Origin of the sequence: Planctobacterium marinum, assembly GCF_020687805.1 — a bacterium.
Classification (GTDB): Bacteria; Pseudomonadota; Gammaproteobacteria; order Enterobacterales; family Alteromonadaceae; genus Planctobacterium; species Planctobacterium marinum.
In genome coordinates this window covers 1-20749 of sequence record NZ_JAJEWQ010000004.1, presented here as the reverse complement: position 1 = coordinate 20749, position 20749 = coordinate 1, and the positions used below count along the sequence as shown (strand labels likewise).

The following is a 20749-nucleotide window of genomic DNA, read 5'->3' as shown; positions in this document are numbered from 1 at the left end:
CCGTTCAGTTTAATTAGAATTCAGGGCGATACGATGAAAATAGTATCACCCTAATGTTAGCGTCAAAGGTAAATAAAAATGATAGCAGCTGTCTCCATAATCATGTTTATGGTGATGTTCCTGATTTATTTTGTTGTGAAAAATCAAACCATGGCAAAAGAACTCAGAGAATTTCGATATCTGGCTCGTACCGCCGAAAACAAATCCAAATTTGCACTGGTAACCGTAGACTCTCTGGCAGCGCAAATCCAAAAGATGCTCAGCAGCCAGCTGGATTCTGCGCAAAAACGCGGACTGATCAAGGGCGAGCAATATGAAAAAACAGCAGCCATCTTTAAGTGTTTTGAGTCGGTAGTCATGCAATGTTGTGAACATGGCTCAACGGTTGAAGAAGCCCTGAAACGCAACCTTACCAGCGACGGAAAAACCCTGGACGATATCAGAAAGTTTATTTCAGAAATGCCTTCCGAAGTGCGGGTTCCCTGGGTTAAAAATGATGTTGGCAGCTTTGTGATCGCCTGCACCAACATCATCAACCACTTTATGAACCCTACGTCTAAAGCAGAGCCTGCGGAAAAAACCGAAGCGGGCTGAATAAATTCGCTTGTTATCCTTCCAGCTTTTTCAGTAATGCCTGCGCTTCCTGTTCAGGTACCGGCATTACTGACAAGCGCGCGCCTTTTTTAACTAAAGCCAGCTCCTGAATTTCCGGCATGGCTTTTATCTCAGCCAGTGACAGGAGCTGGTCGTATTGCTGTTTGAACTTGATATCCACCCGATACCAGCGGGGATTATCGGTTCTGGCTTTGGGATCATAGTATTTGGCTTCCGGGTCGAACTGGGTGCCATCCACATAACCCTCTTTAACCACTTCCGCCATGCCCACAATCCCCACGCGCTTGCAGCTGGAATGGTACATAAACACCTGGTCGCCCAGCTTAATGTCATCCCTTAAAAAATTGCGGGCCTGATAATTACGCACCCCATCCCAGGGTTCCGTCTGATTGGGACGCGCCGCTAAATCATCAATGCTGAAAGCATCCGGTTCAGTTTTAAACAGCCAATATTGCATATTCACACACTCACGTAAGTAATGATAATGCCCTTAGTCTACAAAAAGCCTGTCTGAAAACAGGCTTTTAGAATAATCGGCATTGGGAAACTAATCTTGTTCGATGAACGACCAGTCACCGGCTGCAAATTGCATTCTCATCTGAATGGGTGCCGCAAGTGGAATAAACCGGTCCACGTTCGCGAATGGATATCGCCCTAATTGCCCATCGGAAGAGCGCAACACATAAAAATGATGATTGGAATCGCGACGCACTGCCAGATCCGCTTTGCCATCACCATCATAATCGTTAACTACCGGAATATCAGACTTACGCTTGCCAAAAGTAACCGTCTCTTCCTGCCCATCGCTGGAGCGCTTTATCCACCAGGTAAAGGTTTCTGGTCTGCGAATGATGAGATCCGATTTACCATCGCCATCCACATCAGCAGTGATCGGGATATCACCGGCATTCATTGTCATTGGTATCCGACCTATGCTGTCGTCAGAAGAATATTTAACATACCACATTTGGTTTTTCAGTCTGGCTACTGCCAGATCTGTTTTACCATCGCCATCATAATCGCCTTGCACCGGGATATCCTCTGGATCAAGACCAAACCTGATGCGCTCTATGCCATGATAGGAGGAGGGTTTAATATACCAGGTGGTATTCCAGGGACGACGCAAGGCTAAATCTGACTTTCCATCGCCATCGTAATCGCCAATAACCAAAATATCCCCCTCCTGTAATCCGAATTGACCACTTAAGACATCGTTATCGGATGAACGGCGGAAAACATAGTGCTTTGTCGATGGGTTTCTGAAACCAAGGTCCGTAATTCCGTCACCATCAAAATCTCCCGAAATAGGTATCAGCCCGGAAGACTCACTAAGCGTTACCTTATTCACTGTATTGTGACGAATTACTTTGTCCAGGTGCTCAGTATGACCACTGTCTGTATTATTCGATATGCCGGCAAATTCCGCCTGACCATCGCAATTGAGATCTATTTGCTGATTTATCTGTCCAGCTCTCTGGCATACTCCACTACCAGGTAAGTACACACTATCGAGAGAAGACCATTCACCTGAAATGGTGATGATTACCTGAGAAGTAGCTTCACTTTGGTTAGCCACCCTATAAGTATAGATGGTATAGCCATCGGATAGGGCTATTTGGTTGTCCGCATCAAAACTGATATGCCGATTATCGACTTTGACAGCTGGTACCTGCTCGGCATCTTTTAACGCAAACCAGATATACCCAGAAGCCAGATAGCCACGATAATAAATGGACGTGGTCTCTCCTTGCCTTTCAGACGGCGTGAACACATAAGCATTTTCACCATGCTGGGCATCATTTACCCGACTTTCAGTCTCCGGCTCTATATGCCAATTATCAAACGACACGGAATCATCTTCATTCCAGTAATCAAAGAAACTCAGGTGGGCAGATTTAGCCTGCTCAAAAGATTCAAAGTAACCAAAATCATTGGGCGTTTTGCTGTAATCGTTGGGGTCGGCCCCTGACAAAACTTCCATCAATTCATTGTAACCATCGCCATCAACGTCCGACTCAAGGTCATTTACCTGGTATGGGTCCAGCCCCAACCTGTTCTCGAAGGTATTGCTAAGGCCGTCATTATCTATATCTGGATCGCTATTGTCACCGATTCCATCACCATCTGTATCCGTGGACTCGTGTGGGTCAAACGGAAAAGCATCTTCAATATCAGGTACTCCATCATCATCGATATCGTAAGTTTCAGAGGTAATTACCAGCTCGGATTGTGCCCAGACACAATTTAACGGAGTACACACTTCCAGTTGATAGTAATAACTCTCTTCGGGTGGCGAGGTGTCATTATAGGTATAGTAATAATCGTCATCTGCCAAGGGGTAAAGCGCCGCGAAGTCATCACTGAATATTAGTTCTGGCTCGGTACTCCCGGCTTTATTGCGATACAACGTAAAGCTTTGAGCCGACTCCCATTGTTCATTGAATATGGCAAATCGCACATTGACACCCGCAGCTGATAATTCCGTGTGGATATCCGACCAATCATGGTGAATATAGGTATAGTCAGATGCCACATCTGACATGAAGTAAGCCGGAGCGCACACATCTTCAATGCAGGAACGCGACACCAGATTCAGAGTGTCAGAAGCAGGTAGAGAGGTTAACAAAGATGCAGCCTGCACCGGGTCACCATCAAACACATGAGCATATTCACCCGTCTCAGTGTTAACCTGCCAGAGTTTTACCCGATTAATCGCAGTATTCAAATACTCAAATTTTCGCCATTCAGGATGACGGAAAAGCAACTGCACCTTGTCATCCGTTATCCATCCCCCGGATGCCGTAAAGGGGACAAATGACATTAATTCAGGAGCTGCGCCGGCAATCGAAAAGTTGCCCAACACATGATGCCCGGTATTTACGGTAATTTTACTGTATTCCCAAATGTTCAGATCCAAACCACGATCAGAAACAGAGAGCAACTCTTCGTTGTAATACAAAGAGAGTAAACCGTCTTCATTCAACGCGACTTTGAGGTTAATCCACTCCTCATACCCATCTGTAAATAAAATTGGAGTGTCCCAAAATGGGGAATGCAGTTCAGCTTCTTCACCGTATCGATAGGCAATGCTGAACAAGTTTTGCAAATAAACCGTATTTTCGCCGGTGCTGACATGCTGTGTTTCAATAGCAACACTGAGCAATTCAGAAACGTATAGCGGTAAATAAAGTTGAAAATCTAAAGCAGTGTCTGCCGCTAATGGCAAGAAGTAACCGCTGTTAATCTCTCCTGCGAAGGCCTTTTTATCATCAATATCAATGACGCTACCACCTTCAGGTAACAAGCTGTCTTCACTGTCAAAGTGGTATTCAGACGTAACTAACATATTGTTCAGTGCGTTCAGACTCGTCGCTGCGGTGTAGTTACTACACCCCAGATAGCTACAGGTTCGCACAAAAAGATAGAGCGTCTGATTGAAATCAAGCGCATTCAGCACATAATCAGACTCAGCTGTGCTGGCAGTTAAAACGACATGCTCACTGGCATCAGTAGCCGAGTTACTGACCACAATTTCATGAACGACACCGGGCATCTCAGCGTTTATTTTTAACAATATGTCACTGACAACCGGGGAAGGTTTGGAAGTCACTATCTCAGGAACTTCCGGAATAGTGTCACCACTGACGTCATTAATCAGGTCCACGCTCACTTCCTGGCTGTGCTCACTGCATTGCTGTTCTGAACATACACGGGCCACAAGGTTTAAATGCTGCCCGGTTGCAATATCAAATGATACCGCCTGAACTCCTGATTCAGGAGACACCAATGACATCTGGTGTACTACCGAATATTCCCCCGTGGACGAACGCTGTAACACCTCCAGCTCTGTAGGTGTTGCCACAATATCAGCACGCTGCACACTATCGCTGAAATTGACATTAAAGCTAATATTGGCCATTTGACTACTGGTTAACTTAATTACATCAGTAACTAATGGTGCAAATGGCGCCAGACGCGTCATCTCTTCTGTCAGTGTAAAATCAGCAATATCACTCAATGCCGAACAGACTTCCTGTTCTATCAATTCCACCAGTGCAACGAAACAATATTGAGTTTGCCAACTCAGTGTGTCACCTATGTTCAGGTCGGAAAAATCACTATGCTCACCGCGATAATTAATGCTTTGGGCTTGTTGCTGAATAACTTCACCGCTATCAACTCGATAAAATTTAACTTTCGTCAATTGTGCTGCGGAATGAATCTGTGCGGTTACGTTTAGCCCTTGCGATGTCCACTCCAATAAAGGTGCAGCAACCGATACCTGAACATTATCAAAGTCGACCAATTCTGTTTCTGGTTCACTCAACTCAGGTGTGTAAACCGTATGCTGTTCACTGCATTTTGCATACGCTCTGGAGCAACCTTGCACATAAAATTCTGTGCCCTGAACCTGAAATTCTTCCGGTAAATTAAAGTAAAGGTCGCCACCAGTGTATAAACTAAAGACATTAATACGCTGAGTGTAGAGCAACGAAAATTCACTATCTTGTGGTGCTTTTACCCAGAGATGGTAAACATCCACATAGGGATCGCCAGTAAGATAAATACGCGGGCTATTAGCCGTGGAAAAATCAATGTCGAGTTTAAAATCCTCATTAACAGGCAATGTTGAAGCATCTACTTCGGGCAAAGAGTAATAACTGGCAGGCCCGTATTCAGGGTAGAAACCATCGTCATAAAAACTGGTGTAATACGGCATGATTGCAACATAGGCCCCGGCATTGTTATTTCCGTACAAAGTAAAATTATTAATCCCGGTATTACCACTTTTCCAGTTTTCACTGTTTTTCTGGCGATATAACGCTGATACACCATAACCCTTGAGTTCACTTGTGGGAGCGCGAAAAGGGAGTTCATACTCAAATAAAAGGCGATAAGACATAAAACCCATTTGCAATTCAAAATTACTCAGTGGCCCAGGTATGTCAGGATTAAAATAGTCTGGTACTTCAATCCCGCCAATAACATTGAGAGAAGCAGTTTCTGTACAGATATTTTGTGTACAAGACTGCACGGTATAAAGATACTCACCCCCGTCAATAATATCCTCGTCTATGAAGGAAAATGACGCACTGTCTGACTCAAATACGGTAACAGGTTCCTGGGTTGAGCGACTGAGAGTTCTGATAAGCTTAAATAAATCAGCGTGCAAATTTGCGGAAAAATACAGCTGATTTTTTAGCGAGGTTTTTAAAAACTCTATGTGAGTATCAGCCTCATCAATAGCTGTTCGATGTAAAACCTGACTAACGCAACCACTGGCTACACAAGACATCAGAGTATATTCGGCACTAATTTCAGGGTATTCAGTATCGTGATAAAAAAGCGTATCGGAGTCCTGTAACAATTGAATAGATTCGGTTTCACCTTCCAGAATACGAGATAAGGTATAGCGCCCTCCTGTTACAGGCTTCCAATGAATCGCAAATCCCGACTCATCCGCGAATGGCATAATATGCCCATTATTTTTTTCAGGGATCAGAATAGTTTGCCTGGAAGAGATATTGCTGCTGCATGCCAATGTGTAGCCATATCCTTTGTCAAAACAGTTTTGCAAAATAATATTGCTGTTTAATGCTTCCGAAACCCCTTTAGAAATGAATACACTGGTTTCCTCGATATTCAGCTTGTCTGTGCGATTATCTGTATAAACCAATTGCACCGTACCCGGCTCTTTCTCATTGGTTAGTGTCACGTTATAACCAACAAAATCACCACCCTCGGCCAGCACTTCAAGAGTAAATTCCGGCACTGTGGCAATATCTTCTATGTAAACAGGTTCGCTATTGGCGATATCCTGCTCATTGCAAAGAAAGTTTGCTTTGCAAGGGATAAACTGATAATTAATATTACCCGGTGTTGTGATCCCGACATCTGAAAAAGCCTCACCGCTAAGATAATATTCCTGTACATCGCCACTTTCCATGTGAACCCTGCGCAGCTTTAAGAGCTCACCGTCATAATCAATGTTGCTTATTTCAGCCGAAAAATCCTCAGGGGTACTGATTGCAATCCCTCGAACAGTGGGAAACTCATTGTTGAACACCTCGTCCAAACTGATCAGAAAGTGCCTGTTACTGTTTTCATCATTGTGTTTCGTGATGACATGGAGTTCATTATCTTTAGCGCTAATGTCCAGAAACTTCAGGTTATAATCAGCATTGGAGTTCAGCCTGTTATATTGACCATTCTCTGATGCAAACCGAATAAAGGCGTACTGATTTCGCACCCGATCGTAAACCAAAAAAGGCGCGCGAAAATATTCTGAACTGTCATTCTTATGGGTTTTTAACCGGATTTCGTCGATGATATAAACAAGATAGCGGCCATCTTTGCTAACAGCGAAAACCTGATTGGTATCCAAAAGCTTTATGTCAGAGTGGCTAAACAATGACTCAACACTTTTTTCTGCCGAGGCAATATCCCATAAATAATATTTATCATCATAGCGGCCATAGTAAAACACCTCAGTTTCCTTGCTGGCAGGCGCTAACAGTGCCGCGCCTTGTGCCCACCAGGTAGTAATATAATCTGCGTAGTCTAGTGGGGGCCTGATGGGCATCTGAATGATTTCATTGCTGCTGCCATCCGCACTAACAGCAATAACCGCTGCCCCACATGCAGAAAAAATAATGGCTCTTTGTTGACTATCCACAACACGTAGTTCTGGATTAAAACTTGAAGTATCGCTGCAACGCTCAGGCAGAGGTAGATTGATCGCTGACCAGGTACCAGCCTCAACATCAAACTGATAGAGCTGTTTTTCATGTAAAAAGTACAGATAGTCATCTGCCATGACGCTGCTGGCATTGATAGCCTGATCATCAAACAGTTCCGGCATCGCATATTCATAGGTTTCACCAGTACTGATATCGTAGCGATGCAACCAGTCAGTGGCATCCCTAGCTCTTGTGCCAGAAAGCGCGAGGTTAGCCGTGTAGTATATCGACTGCTCATCTGCTGATAAGTGAGGGTTTGCAATAATATTGGTGTTTAAGCGACCAGATATGGTCAAATGCAATAGCGTTGCTTGTTCGGGGGTTTCCCAAACCAGCGTGGCGCGGTTTCGGGCTCCGGGTAATTGATATCCGGCTATTTCGCCGCCCCATGCCAGGTATAAACGCGACTGCCCGTTTTCAGCCTCATCCACATATTGATACTTTGCGGAGAATGTCGGGACGACTTCACTAAAAAAGGAATCACTGCCCAATGCAGACGCAGCAAATACTGAAACCCCAAAAGCCAGCAGACGCTTAGCAAGCGTGAAATAAGACATGCTCAAACTCCATTTCATTGTTATACCCTGCTATCTGTCAGTGAGACGTTGCCAGGGTATATTTTATTCCACTACCACTTAAAAATAAGCGAATTTATTTTGGCGCTCATCATAATTTTATTTACCCGATACAGCAATCTTTACTCAAACACCAAAACAAAACTTGCAAGTTTTCAGACAACAAATATACTGTATTTATATACAGTATAAATTTCAGGTCTTCAGGTATTTTCGGTGAACAACATCCTTAGCTATCTTAAAAATAAGCATTTGATATGGCAGGGAAAAGCTATTAATGAGCCCGACAGCGGCAGCCTGTCTGGCTACCCGGAACTGGATGCGGGGCTGGAAGGCGGATTGCCGACCCAGGGGGTTATTGATATTCACTCCGATATTGGTATTGGTGAACTGCGCCTGTTTTTGCCTTATATTTTGCAGCGCCAGGCCCGGCAACAACGCCTGCTGGTGATCATTGCACCGCCTTTACAGATCAATGGTGAAATGTTGGCGGAACTGGGCATTGATTTAAATCAGGTATTAGTGATCCGCCCGGGAGACCAACAACAGGCTTTATGGGCAGCCGAGCAATGCCTGAAAAGCGACTGCTGCCATACCGTACTAAGCTGGTTGCAGAATCTGGAAATACACCAGGTAAAACGATTACAACTGGCGGCAAAACAAAGTCATGCCGTACAGGTTATTTTTCGCCAGCAACAAACTCAGGGGTTGTCCCTGCCTGTTACCTTGTCTATGTCTTTGCAACCACAAGCACAAGGTTTGCGCATCAAGGTAAATAAGCGCATTGGCAGTTGGCGACACCAGGATATCCAGCTAAATATGCAGGCACTCTGGCCAGCTCTGCAATTACCGGAACAACATAATAACGATAACAATATTATTCCGTTTCCAAAGCAACGCGCCAGTTAATTCGGTTACGAGTCGTTATGAAAAAGTTGTGGTTATATCTGCATTTTCCCCGTCTGCAGATGGACTGTCAGTTTTTAGCAGAACAGCATAGACCCGTGATTATTCTGGAGGCTAAAGACAATAGCACCCGGCAACTGAATGAGCTCGCCAGCAAAGCCGGCATTAAACCGGGAATGGGCTTAGGTACCGCCTGTGCCCTGTGCCATGATTTACATGTAGAGCCTTATAACTCTGACCTTGAAAGCAATAAAATAAAACAGTTATGCGATAGTTTGTACCAACTTACTTCGGATATTTGTTTATTTCCACCCGATGGCATTTTATTGCGTATTCACAATATGTTGCGCTTTTACGATGGCCTGGACAACTACTGGCAAGCCATTTCAGGCACACTCGATAAAAATAACATCCGCTACCATTACGCCACGGGTGCTACCCCGTTTGCCGCCAAAATATTAGCGCAAAGCCAATGGGATCAGGTGTGTGAAGATCGCCAACAAATGCACCAACAGGTATTGGCTCAACCCCTGGATGCCAGTGAATTGCCTACCAGGGTGGTGGACAACCTGAAACGGGTTGGCATCCGGCTGATAGGGGATTTAGCCGCCATGCCACTGAGTGAGATTGCCAGGCGCTTTGATATTCAGTTAGTCACTTATATGGGCCGACTGCTGGGGGAGCTGCATCATAGCATCAGCTTTTATCATCCTGAAAAGCGCTTTAACCGTCGCCTGGAATTGTTGTATGAAATAGATAACACCCAGATACTGCTGCCGCCAATTCAGTTACTACTTCAGGCATTAGAAGATTTTTTATTGATTCGGGATCAGGTCACCGAAGAACTTTTACTAAATCTGCACCAGCGGGAACAAGCCAGCTTAACCGTCACAGTAAACAGTGCTGAGGGAGAATATCGGGCTAAAGTTTGGCAAACCCTGATGCAGCTGAAGCTGGAAAGTGTACAATTGCAGTCTCCGGTATACGCCTTATCACTGGAAACGGGTAACACCCACCTAAAAACCCCGAGAGCAGATGATCTGTTCTCCGGAAAAAAAACCGCACTCTCCCAGACACAGCTGATTGCTATGTTGCAGGCTAAGCTGGGACAAGAGTTGGTACAACAAATCTCACTGCATAATGATTTTCGCCCGGAGCAAGTTAACCGTTACCAAAACGCAGGAAAAGCCTTGTCGCCATTACCAAAACTACAGGCAAACCGGCCTTTTTTCCTGTTATCTGAGCCCCAAAAACTAAATGAAAAAGTCCGCCTATTACAGGGGCCTGAGCGCATCGTATCTGGTTGGTGGGATGATCATGCCATTACCCGGGACTACTTTATCGCCCATTCTGCCCAGGGAAGGTGGTACTGGGTGTTTCGCACCGCTGAGCAGCGGTGGTTTCTGCATGGCGTATTCGCTTAAGCGTTGAGTTATTGCCCATGTATTACGCTGAACTATTTTGTCAAAGCAATTTTTCTTTTCTGACCGGTGCGTCCCACCCGGAAGAACTGATGCAGCGAGCCAATTTTTTAAATTATCAGGCACTGGCCATTACCGATGAATGCTCCGTGGCAGGTATTGTGCGGGCCTACAGCGAACAACAAAAACACCAGCTTGCCATTAAACTTATCATTGGCAGTTATTTCTGCTTTCAACAAAATCTGAAACTGGTACTGCTCTGCCCTCATAAAGAAGCTTACAGTGAACTTTGCCGTATCATTACCAATGCCCGCAGACGCTCAGAAAAAGGCGAATATCAACTGGAAGAATGGGATCTGAAAAGCTGCCAGCACTGCCTGGTGATTTGGTTACCGCAAGGCGATAAAGAACAGGATAACCATTGGGCGAAGTGGTTAATCAGGCACTACCCGCAGCGTCTGTGGCTGGGGGTACAGCGTCACCTGACCGCCAATGAACAAAGCTATATACAGCACTGTAAACAACTGGCTGAACAGTATCAGATCCCTGTCACCGCCTGTGGCGGCGTTCTGATGCACGAAGCGGAGCGTTTGCCATTGCAACAGGTGGTTACCGCCATCAAAGAGGGTATACCGGTTGCTCAATTAGGGCGGGACTTACTCAGTAACGCCGAACGCGCTTTGCGCCCGTTAGATAAAATCAAATCTTTGTATCCGGAGCAGTGGATAGTAGCAAGTACTCACATAGCACAAAGATGTAGCTTTAGCCCGTCTGAACTGAAATACCAGTATCCCGAAGAACTGATACCCAAAGGCTATACTCCACGCCAGTATCTGAGAGAATGCGTGCTTCGGGGAATGGCTGTCCGATTTGCCCAAAGGCCTGATAACTACTTCGGCATTAAACGCACCATTGCTAAAGAACTCCGCCTTATTACAGAAATGCACTATGAATACTTCTTTTTGACCATCTACGACATAGTACAGTTTGCCAAACAACAACAGATCCTCTACCAGGGGCGAGGTTCAGCGGCCAACTCCGTGGTTTGTTATTGTCTGGAAATTACCTCAGTAGACCCACGGCAAATCTCGGTATTGTTCGAGCGCTTTATCTCCAAAGAACGCAACGAACCGCCTGATATTGATGTGGACTTTGAGCACGAGCGACGCGAAGAAGTGATTCAGTATATCTATCAGAAGTACGGCCGGGAACGCACAGCGTTGGCTGCCACAGTCACCACCTACCGTTTTAAAAGTGCACTACGGGAAGTCGGAAAAGCCCTGGGTATTGCCGAAGTGCAACTGGATTACTTTATTAAAAACATCAATCGTCGTGATCGCGGCCTGGACTGGCAGGCCCAAATTGTGGAGCTGGGTCTGGCCAGTAACGCCAGCCAGAGTGAAAAACTGGTGCACCTGGTGGAAGAACTCAAAGGTTTCCCCCGGCATTTATCACAACACGTGGGAGGCTTTGTGATCTCAGCAGGGCCACTTTACCAGTTAGTGCCGGTAGAAAATGCCGCGATGCCAGAGCGCACTGTTATTCAGTGGGATAAAGACGATCTGGAAAGTCTGGCTCTGCTTAAAGTGGATGTACTGGCGCTGGGCATGTTGACCGCTATCCGCAAGATGTTTCAGTTAGTCTGGGTGCATTATGGCCGTAAGCTCAGTATCACGGATATCACCCGTAAACAGGACGATGCCAATGTCTATCGGATGATCCAAAGAGCCGATACCGTCGGTGTGTTTCAGATTGAATCCCGCGCCCAGATGAGTATGTTGCCACGCCTGAGGCCGAAAAATTATTATGACCTGGTGATCCAGATAGCCATCGTCAGACCCGGGCCTATCCAGGGGGACATGGTGCATCCCTTCTTGCGTCGCCGGGATGGTAAAGAGCCAGAAAGCTACCCATCAGAAGAAGTTAAAGCCGTGCTCAGCCGAACCCGTGGCGTACCTATTTTTCAGGAGCAGGTAATTAAGCTGGCCATGGTAGCGGCTGGTTTTACCGGAGGCGAAGCGGATCAGTTGCGCCGGGCCATGGCTTCCTGGAAGAAAAATGGCGAGCTGATGAAGTTTAAAAGCAAACTCATCAGCGGCATGATGCACCGGGGTTACAACTATGACTATGCTGAACGTATATTCAAACAAATCTGTGGTTTTGGTGAGTATGGTTTCCCGGAGTCTCACTCAGCTTCATTTGCCATACTGGCCTATGTTTCCTCCTGGCTGAAATACTATTACCCCGAAGCCTTTTACACAGGGCTGATGAACAGCTGGCCTATGGGTTTTTACACTCCTTCGCAATTGGTGCAGGATGCCAGACAACACCAGATTAGAGTATTACCCGTATGCGTTAACCGTTCTCACTGGGATCATTTGATGGAAAAACAACAAGATAAGTTTGCCATACGTCTGGGTTTGCGCCAGGTGAAGGGGTTTTCCGAAGACGCAGCTCACAAGCTCATAAAAAACCGCCCGCAGTCCGGTTATCAATACGTGAGTCAGCTAAAGCAATTGACGATTAAAAGTAACGAATTGCAGGCACTGGCCAGTGCCGATGCCATGCACATGATAGAAAAAAACCGCTATCAAACCCGTTGGGCGTTACTCAATACAGAGTCGGAATTACCCCTGTTTAACGAACTGCACGAACCTGCCACAGGCTATCAGCACCAACCGGACGACATAGAAAACCTGCTGGAAGATTACCAGGCCACCCGCCTGACCCTGAAGCAACATCCAATTGCCTTATTGCAAGCCAATGGCAAATTGGACAAATTTGTCTGCGCCACCGGGCTTGCTCAGATACGGCATCAAGCAATTATTAGTGTTGTGGGTATGGTTACAGGTCGTCAGGCGCCCGGAACCGCCTCTGGCGTCACTTTCATCACTCTTGAAGACCATACAGGCAATATTAACGTTATCGTCTGGAGAGCCACAGCCAGAGCCCAAAAACAAGCCTATCTGAAAGCTCAGATCCTCAAAGTCACCGGTATCCTGGAGCGTGGTGACGGCGGTGTCACCCATATCATTGCCGGAAAACTGGAAGACCAAAGTCATCTGTTATCCCAGCTAACAACCCGTTCCAGAGATTTCCATTAAGCGCAATATCAAGTAAATTACCAATATCAATCACATCAAGGATGACTCATGAGCAATGAACCTCACTATGCCCGCTACAGCCTGGCAGAGCTGCTCGAAGTTAAAGAAAATATCGACAGAGACAAATTTCCAAATCGGGCTGAAAAGGTAGATGCTGAAATCCAGAAACGCCTGGATGCCGGCGAAAAGCCGGAACAATTCGAAACACAAGACGACGAAGTGGACGAGGAAAGCTCAGAGGCCTTTATTCTGGACTTTCAGGGTGCCGAACGACAGACATTCAGAAAATTCTTTCTTGGTAGTGTTGTTCTGCTACATCTTTTACTGGCTGGATTCATTAGCCATAAACTTCACATCCCGGAAATCGACTCTCTACCCCAGTACCTTATCAATGTTGAAACAACCCGGTGCCAGAAAATGGGCAGCAGAGAATACCCCTACTATGATTTCGTGGTGCATTCGTGGGGACATCAGTTTTATGCCGTGGATATCAAAGGTCAGTTATGTATGAGGCTGCAACGAGACATCCCCAAAGATGCAGACCTTAAGATCTGGCATGATAATGGGGTCATTTTCCATATGACACTGAATGATAAAGTACTCCTATCGCAACAATACCTGCGATCAAATTACCGAGGCAACCGCCTTGAACAACTGAAAGCCTGGTGGATGTTACCGCTACTCTTTTGGGTACTGATGTTTAAATCCGTGGTCAATGCCATCAGACCGGGGACCTTTACCAAAGAATAAAAAAGGCACTCGATGAGAGTGCCTGGTGCGATTTGAGTTAGTCCACAAATGGACTACGTATTTTGGATATCGAATTTAATTTCACCGGCCGGTTTAATGGTTGTCCACCGTCTCGTGCAATCGGCACCCAGGGGATGCGACCCCGACCTGTAGATGGTCGCAAGGAGAACAAATCAAACGGGATAGAAATATAAAATCCCTTAGTGAAACTCCCTTCACCATAATCTTCTGCCGAGATATCCGTCAGTGCAGCATACGCTCCCACGACAATCCCGCTGTCGAAACGACGCGCAAATTCCACATTAACGCCTTTATCTTCAGCCAAAAACTGGCCAACGTTAAAGCTCAGTTGCACGTCTTTCCAAAATGATGGCTTCCAGTAAACACTGGCATGACCCGTAAGCGCTTCGTAATCTCTGAAGTCATAATCATTTTCAAACGAGCGTTGCTTAACATAGTTGAGATCCAGACCAAAGCCAAAATTGCTGTCTACTTCCTGATAGAAGATTTCGCCACCGATACCACCGTACATAGTTTCCAGGTAACCGGCATAAACCTGCGCATAGGTATTAGGGGCTATCTGATCCACCCAGTTAGCAAACAGGGTATCCACTGAAACCCGGCTTTTCCGAACATATTCACGAATATACGTTCTGACCCGGGGCACAGGTGAATCGTAGTTATCAACTTTGAAGTTAAACTTATCCATGTTCTCCAGCAGTATCGCCTTTACGCCACCGGTAATTCTGAAGTTGGAATTAAAGGCATACCCCCCGGTACCATACAGGCCGCCCTGATACAGATAGAAGGCTTCCGGTGAGCCGAATGTCTGAATCCAAAAGGTATCCAGATTAGCAAAAAAACCACTGACTTGTTTATCCTGCTTTTTCGCGATCACCTCTTGTGAAGGTTCCTGACGTTTCCAGGTGGTGCTGATGTCATGTTCCAGTGTCTCGTAATTTGCCACCTTAATAAATTCAGGCGCATCTATCACAGTTTCCACCAGAGGCATACCCATCGCAGTTTCAACGATATGGTAGCTTTTCACGCTGTCTGGCAACTTAGCCGCCATCGCACGCCCCATTCTTTCGATGGCATCCTGTTCGTCTCTGTAGCGGGTTCTTGAGCCGTAAACGATATATTGATCTTTATTGATCACGGTATTGGATATTATCAATCCCGATTGAGACACTTTAGCCATCAGCTCAAATTGTCCGACATCCTGAACGCTGACATCCGGATCGCGATCTTTCAAAGACTGAGGTTGAGGCTGCACTTTGGCCTGGCTGGCGGTATGGAAATTAAACGCGTAGTTAACGCTGAAACCGAATGTATTTCCTCTTTCCCATGACAAACCAAAATCAAAATCGTTGTAGCGATAATTAACACCGAAGTTCCAGCGACTGTCCTGCTCTAACGGCTGTGCCCTTTCTCTGGTGTAGTCATTACCCTCGTATTCAATCTTAACTCGCAGCGGCTCCCATGGCGTCTGATATTCTAAACCGGCAATCAAAGACGTATTACCACTAAAAAAGTCGTCAAAATTTATCTGACCGCCCTGATCATCACCAAACCCGCCAAAGCCTTTGCGCTCGCAAAATCTGTCGGCAATGTCGCAAAAAGGATTGCTTACAGAACCCGCATTCCCCAGATATCCAAAGCCAAGCCCCAGGTGAAAATCAAAATCCCCGAGCCGTTTACTGGCAGTAATATACTCACTTTCAAAAAAGCCGGTACCACCAAAATCACGAAATCCAACAGCTACCTGAGGCAGATAAAGTGATTCCTGCAACAACCTGAATTTTACGTCAATGCCTTTATCTTTGGCGGTTTGGTCGCCACTAAATTCTGGTACTTCGCTATACAAAAGGTTTCTGAAATCCGTATACCTGACTGTCGCTTCCATCCAGGGAAACAATTGTAAACTCGCCGTCCAAAAACGATATTCCCCGTTGTCCTTATATCCAAGGACCATATCGCCTTCATTCAGCATACGCGCCGTGGGAGTTTGTAATAACCCCACGCCACCTAAATCGCCCTGAGAATACGGCAAACGGGTGTGGTGATAACCGGAGTCAGCTTCATTTGCATGCGCCGGAAACAAGGCCGCAGTAATGGCCAGACTGCACACTGTGCGATAAAAAAAGCTCACGGTAAACGACTCCCTGCTAACTCGGCCACCATTTCATTTAAGATTGTATTTTCACTGCTAAAGGGTAATTCCCGTAAAGGAATGTAAATACTTCCGCCCGGTGGGACTTCTACGCGTTGCATACTATGAACGCCGGTTGAAACCCTTTCGTAAGTGCCATCCAGTTTGATGACATATACAAATTCATTGTCGGCATAATCCAGCCGTTCAAACTTTTCCAGATAAGACTGCACCGGCGCAGCACCTATGTGATTTAAGGTCAGAACTGCCGGTACAGCACCAAACACCTGTACCTGATTACTTCGGGCGGGGAGATGTAATAAATAGTCACCATCATCAACACGCGGATTGAGTTCTTCCCGGACACGGGCAAAATCATAATCAATTAGCAGAGGAACCCGGTGGGCTAAGTTCCATCCATCTATTTGGCTTAACAAGGAATTCAGTGCCTGATACTTTGCTGTCTTAACGCCCGTCTCAGACTTTAAATCGTTAATCATCTGCAGGCACTGTTGTTTTAGGCCCAGTTCCTGCACTGCAGATCGGTTATACAAAACAGCAGCAGGCCAGAATATATCGCGATTTTTAACCACCCCTTTAAGTACGGTTTCGATTCTGGGGTTGCTGTCGTAAACTAACTGGTTGCTGAGGTAATCGATTCTTACCTCAGCGTTTACCTGAAAGAGGCTTAACACGCAGAGACTTGCTAATATGACTCTCACTATCACTCTCCTTGTTGCAGTAATTCAGCCGCAGTGCTTACAAATGTAATTAAAAATTCATTACTGTGTGGCGCGGTACGCTGTTTTGCCTTCAGCAAGCGATTACTGTGTCTGTCGAACCAATAGACGTTATCCCATTGCTGATTTCCAATTAACCAGTTTCTCTTTGCTTTAAATTCCACTGATTCGGTGACTTTTATGGTGCTGAAATGGTGTTCAAGAACCGTGATATCTTCACTTTCAACCGTAAAATTTGATTCGCTTAAATATCCATATTCGCCCGATTCCCAGTCAGATAATGAGCGCCAGCTGGAGCCATTCAGTTTTTCGGGTTGCAATAAGGGGTCCGGCCCAATACCACTCAAACTAAGTAAATCATTCTTAAACCCCTGGGTTCTGATGATTCGGCCTGATTCAACCACCAACATTGCCCTGTCTTCAGAGATCCACTTATCTTTACCTTCTTCGGCAAACGCTTTAGCTATGATCGCAACAGGTCTGTCACCACTTTTGATCAATGCCAGATCCACTTTAGATTCCTGAACTTTATCAAGACTGATTTCAGCATCCTGATTCAGGCGATAGGCTAATTTAAGCGAGGTAATATGGGATTGTAAGGGGTTAGTACATCCATTTAGCAGAAACAGAAATACAAATATGGCAGATAATTTTTTCATGGCAGGAATATTCTTATTGTCATTAAAAAAGCCGCCCTGAGGCGGCTTTCTGAATCCTTTGCTTACTTATTGTGGTAAGTAAGTGAAAGTAACCGGTACCAGAATAGTTGTTGTACCTGACAAAGTCTCAGTCAGTGTAGTACCGTAACAAATACCATCGATCAGTTCGTCGCCAGCATTACACTCAGGACCCGTTACGATATCCTGACATACGCCGTTTACTTCTTCCTGGCCAGATGGACAAACACATGCACCACCAACGATAATCTGATCAGCACGACAATCGCGACCGTCATCGTCATTGTTGGCAATAATCGCCGCAGCAACACCTACTGCAACCGCGCCAATCACGACTTTGTTTTCAGAAATAAAACCACTAACAGAGTCAGTAGCTGCACCAGCTTCGGCTTCCTCTTGCGCTGATACGTTTGCTCCCAGCGACAAGAGAGCGATCATCATTAAAGAAATTAGTTTTTTCATAGTATGCTCTCAAGTAAAGATAATTAACTAGTATGAATGCTACAAGATCAACTGTGTAGCTGCAACATCAATTTTTAATCCTTAACATAAAGTTCTCTTTATCTTAAGGTAGATACGCGCAATTTTGGAAAATTTCGGACTGCGACGCAATTGTAACCTGTTTCGCTAAGAATTAATCCTATAAATTTGAATTACTTGTAACTGTCGATGACATTATAGTAAAGCGCATCGTTTTGTAAGTTCGGCTTCACAGGGAAACAAGCACTGTTTCCAGCAACGCAGTTACTCAGGGTAAATGTCTCCCGGAATAATGCGGAACAGATTAAACGACAGCGTCACCATCAGGATTGATTACAGGAATAGTATGTTCAAATATGTTTTTTTAGTGTGCATTGCAATATCAACACGTGCTTTTGGCGCTGATCAGTTTAAATGGCCTGAGCAATACAAGGCAGCTGTAAGTTTAGGATATGACGATGCACTTATCAGTCAGTTAAATAACGCGATACCTGAGCTAAATCGCCTTGGCATAAAGGCCAGCTTTTACCTCAGTTTAAATAGCCCGACTCTGGTGTCTCACCTGTCACAATGGCGACTAGCCGCACAACAAGGGCATGAATTAGGTAATCACAGTCTATTTCATCAATGCAGAGCCTCTAAGCCCGATCGTGAATGGGTCTCAGCTGACAATGATCTTGATAAGCTGCCTGCTAAATCTTATGTGCAGCAAATTCGCGTCGCCAGCAATTACCTTAATGCAATCGATAACAATACACGTCGCACATTCACTGCACCCTGTGCAGATGTGAAAGCGGCCGGCGAGTTCTATCTGGATCAAATCAAAACCTTGTTTGTGGGTATTAAGAGTAAAGTGGTACAACAACCCATAGACAACATGCTTGTAGAAAACCCCTATGCCGTCAGCTTTATCGCCCCGTATGATGTTACCGGAGAAGCACTCGTAGCCTTGGTTAAACAAGCGGCGAACAAAGGCACTATGATACATTTTACGTTTCACGGGATCGGTGGTGATTACCTGAGTATCAGTAACCAGGCACATAATACGCTATTGAGATATCTTTCTGAGCATAAGCAAACCCTCTGGACCGATACCTTTATCAACATCGTAACCTATATGAAAAAGGAACAACGTCGTCTAGGCATAGATTACGACACCCAACCCGTCGCCAATAGCTTTAAGTAAAAACCAAATGCAAAAAAGGGCCACCCAATTGGATAGCCCTTTCTCTAATCAGGAACCTGACGATTGCGCCCGCCATTGATGGCGGAAGTGTCGGAGATTATCGGGAACAATCTCGACCTACCTTATTCGTCTCATCCCTGAGACTCCCCCCTTCGGGGCCTTGCTGAAGCACGTTCAAAATCATTCCCGATGATTTTGTCACATGGGGGTGAAGCCCGTCTCGGACGAAGCGAATACCTGGAGCTTTGTCAGGGCTGAATGCCAGACAAGTGGACGTCTGGCCGGGGGCTCTCACCATGGTTGGTTTAAACCTCGATGATAGAAATTCACCATTTAAGATTACATCAAGATACTGTTTTGGATTCTTTAGCTGCGAAGCAGCGCCCGCCATGGATGGTGGAAGTGTCGGAGATTGTCGGGAACAATCTCGACCTACTTTATTCGTCTCATCCCTGAGACTCCCCCCTTCGGGGCCGTGCTAAAGCACGTTCAAAATCATTCCCAATGATTTTGTCACATGGGGGTGAAGCCCGTCTCGGACGAAGCGAATACCTGGAGCTATTTTAGGGTTGAACGCGAGACAAGGGGACGTCGAGCTGGAAGCCCCTACCATGGAAGGTTTAAACTTCATAGCTTAAACACAAACAAAAATAGATTACTTCTAGTTACTAAAACGCTGGCTGCCATCACAGGGATGTTTGTGCCCCGTACACTAATCAGCAAACAAGACTTAAAATGATACCCGATGGGTTGGGTTTCCCCTGTAGATTAGCGCAGCTAATCGCTATTTAGGGAGAGGGCTATCCGGCTGTATTGATACAGCAACTGAACTTTTCGGAATTCCAGATGCAAAAAAGGGCTACCCAAACGGATAGCCCTCTTTCTAAATATGAGCCTGGCGGTTCCCTGCATGGATGCAGGAGATTAGAGCAACGCAGGACGCAGTTGCCGAGTGCTACTCTCACATGGGGGCGCAGCAGGACCGTTCACCTACTGGATGAACGCAGCCTGCGGAGCGACTCGCCATGGATGGCGAGGCTGGTTGCCATCACAGGGACGTTTGTGCCCCGTACGCTAATCAGTAGACAAGACTAAAAATGATACCCGATGGGTTAGGTTGCCCCTGTAGATTAGCGCAGCTAATTGCTATTTAGAAAGGAGGCTACCCCAAAAGTTTACCAGAGAAGATAGAATTTGAAGCCGCAGAAACGAAAAAAGGCCACCCAACCGGGTAGCCTTCTTTCTAAATAGGAGCCTGGCGGTTCCCTGCATGGATGCAGGTGATTAGAGCAACGCAGGACGCAGTTGCCGAGTGCTACTCTCACATGGGGGTGAAGAGGGTGTTTACAGCTGCGCAGCAGCGGCCCTCTGAACGACCGGAGCTCTGCGACGGGCCGGGAGTC

At 45.8% G+C, this 20749-nt stretch carries 12 protein-coding genes; 6 read left to right on the top strand and 6 right to left on the bottom strand.

The features are described from left to right. Positions 1-78 precede the first annotated feature (78 nt). Positions 79-594: a hypothetical protein gene (locus tag LJ740_RS13640; RefSeq protein WP_229529665.1), complete on the top strand. Its 516-nt coding sequence runs from the start codon at positions 79-81 to the stop codon at positions 592-594. Positions 595-607: 13 nt separating this feature from the next. On the opposite strand, the gene LJ740_RS13635 is transcribed toward LJ740_RS13640, so the two are convergent. Next, positions 608-1072: an EVE domain-containing protein gene (locus LJ740_RS13635; protein ID WP_229529664.1), complete on the bottom strand. Its 465-nt coding sequence runs from the start codon at positions 1070-1072 to the stop codon at positions 608-610. A 90-nt stretch (positions 1073-1162) separates the two neighbouring features. Beyond that, positions 1163-7912: an FG-GAP-like repeat-containing protein gene (locus LJ740_RS13630; RefSeq protein ID WP_229529663.1), complete on the bottom strand. Its 6750-nt coding sequence runs from the start codon at positions 7910-7912 to the stop codon at positions 1163-1165. 234 nt (positions 7913-8146) lie between these two features. Between LJ740_RS13630 and imuA the strand changes: the two genes are divergently transcribed. Genes imuA through LJ740_RS13610 form a run of 4 tightly spaced genes read left to right on the top strand, consistent with a single transcriptional unit; the run spans position 8147 to position 14111 of the window. Further along, positions 8147-8839, top strand: coding sequence for a translesion DNA synthesis-associated protein ImuA (gene imuA, locus LJ740_RS13625; protein ID WP_229529662.1), 693 nt, complete (start codon positions 8147-8149; stop codon positions 8837-8839). Between the two features lie 17 nt (positions 8840-8856). Further along, entirely contained in the window at positions 8857-10260 is a 1404-nt protein-coding gene (locus tag LJ740_RS13620) for a Y-family DNA polymerase (RefSeq protein WP_229529661.1), read from the top strand. 17 nt (positions 10261-10277) lie between these two features. Next, positions 10278-13361, top strand: a complete 3084-nt coding sequence (locus LJ740_RS13615) for an error-prone DNA polymerase (protein ID WP_229530163.1) — start codon at positions 10278-10280, stop codon at positions 13359-13361. 48 nt (positions 13362-13409) lie between these two features. Next, positions 13410-14111 (top strand): hypothetical protein, encoded by a 702-nt coding sequence (locus tag LJ740_RS13610; protein ID WP_229529660.1) that lies wholly within the window; start codon positions 13410-13412, stop codon positions 14109-14111. A 37-nt stretch (positions 14112-14148) separates the two neighbouring features. Here LJ740_RS13610 and LJ740_RS13605 read toward each other — a convergent pair whose 3' ends face one another. The 4 genes from LJ740_RS13605 to LJ740_RS13590 form a co-directional block, all read right to left on the bottom strand. After that, a complete protein-coding gene (locus LJ740_RS13605; protein ID WP_229529659.1) occupies positions 14149-16263 on the bottom strand; it encodes a YjbH domain-containing protein in 2115 nt (704 codons plus the stop codon). After that, complete coding sequence (locus LJ740_RS13600; protein WP_229529658.1) at positions 16260-16985, bottom strand: capsule biosynthesis GfcC D2 domain-containing protein; 726 nt, start codon at positions 16983-16985, stop codon at positions 16260-16262. The genes LJ740_RS13605 and LJ740_RS13600 overlap by 4 nt, the downstream gene beginning before the upstream one ends. Positions 16986-16987: 2 nt before the next feature. Beyond that, positions 16988-17662, bottom strand: coding sequence for a YjbF family lipoprotein (locus LJ740_RS13595; protein WP_229529657.1), 675 nt, complete (start codon positions 17660-17662; stop codon positions 16988-16990). Positions 17663-17728: 66 nt separating this feature from the next. Further along, positions 17729-18142 carry a hypothetical protein gene (locus LJ740_RS13590; RefSeq protein ID WP_229529656.1) on the bottom strand — a complete coding sequence of 138 codons (414 nt, stop codon included), beginning with the start codon at positions 18140-18142 and terminating at the stop codon, positions 17729-17731. 364 nt (positions 18143-18506) lie between these two features. On the opposite strand from LJ740_RS13590, the gene LJ740_RS13585 reads away from it, so the two are divergent. Continuing rightward, complete coding sequence (locus LJ740_RS13585; protein WP_229529655.1) at positions 18507-19346, top strand: polysaccharide deacetylase family protein; 840 nt, start codon at positions 18507-18509, stop codon at positions 19344-19346. Positions 19347-20749 lie beyond the last annotated feature (1403 nt).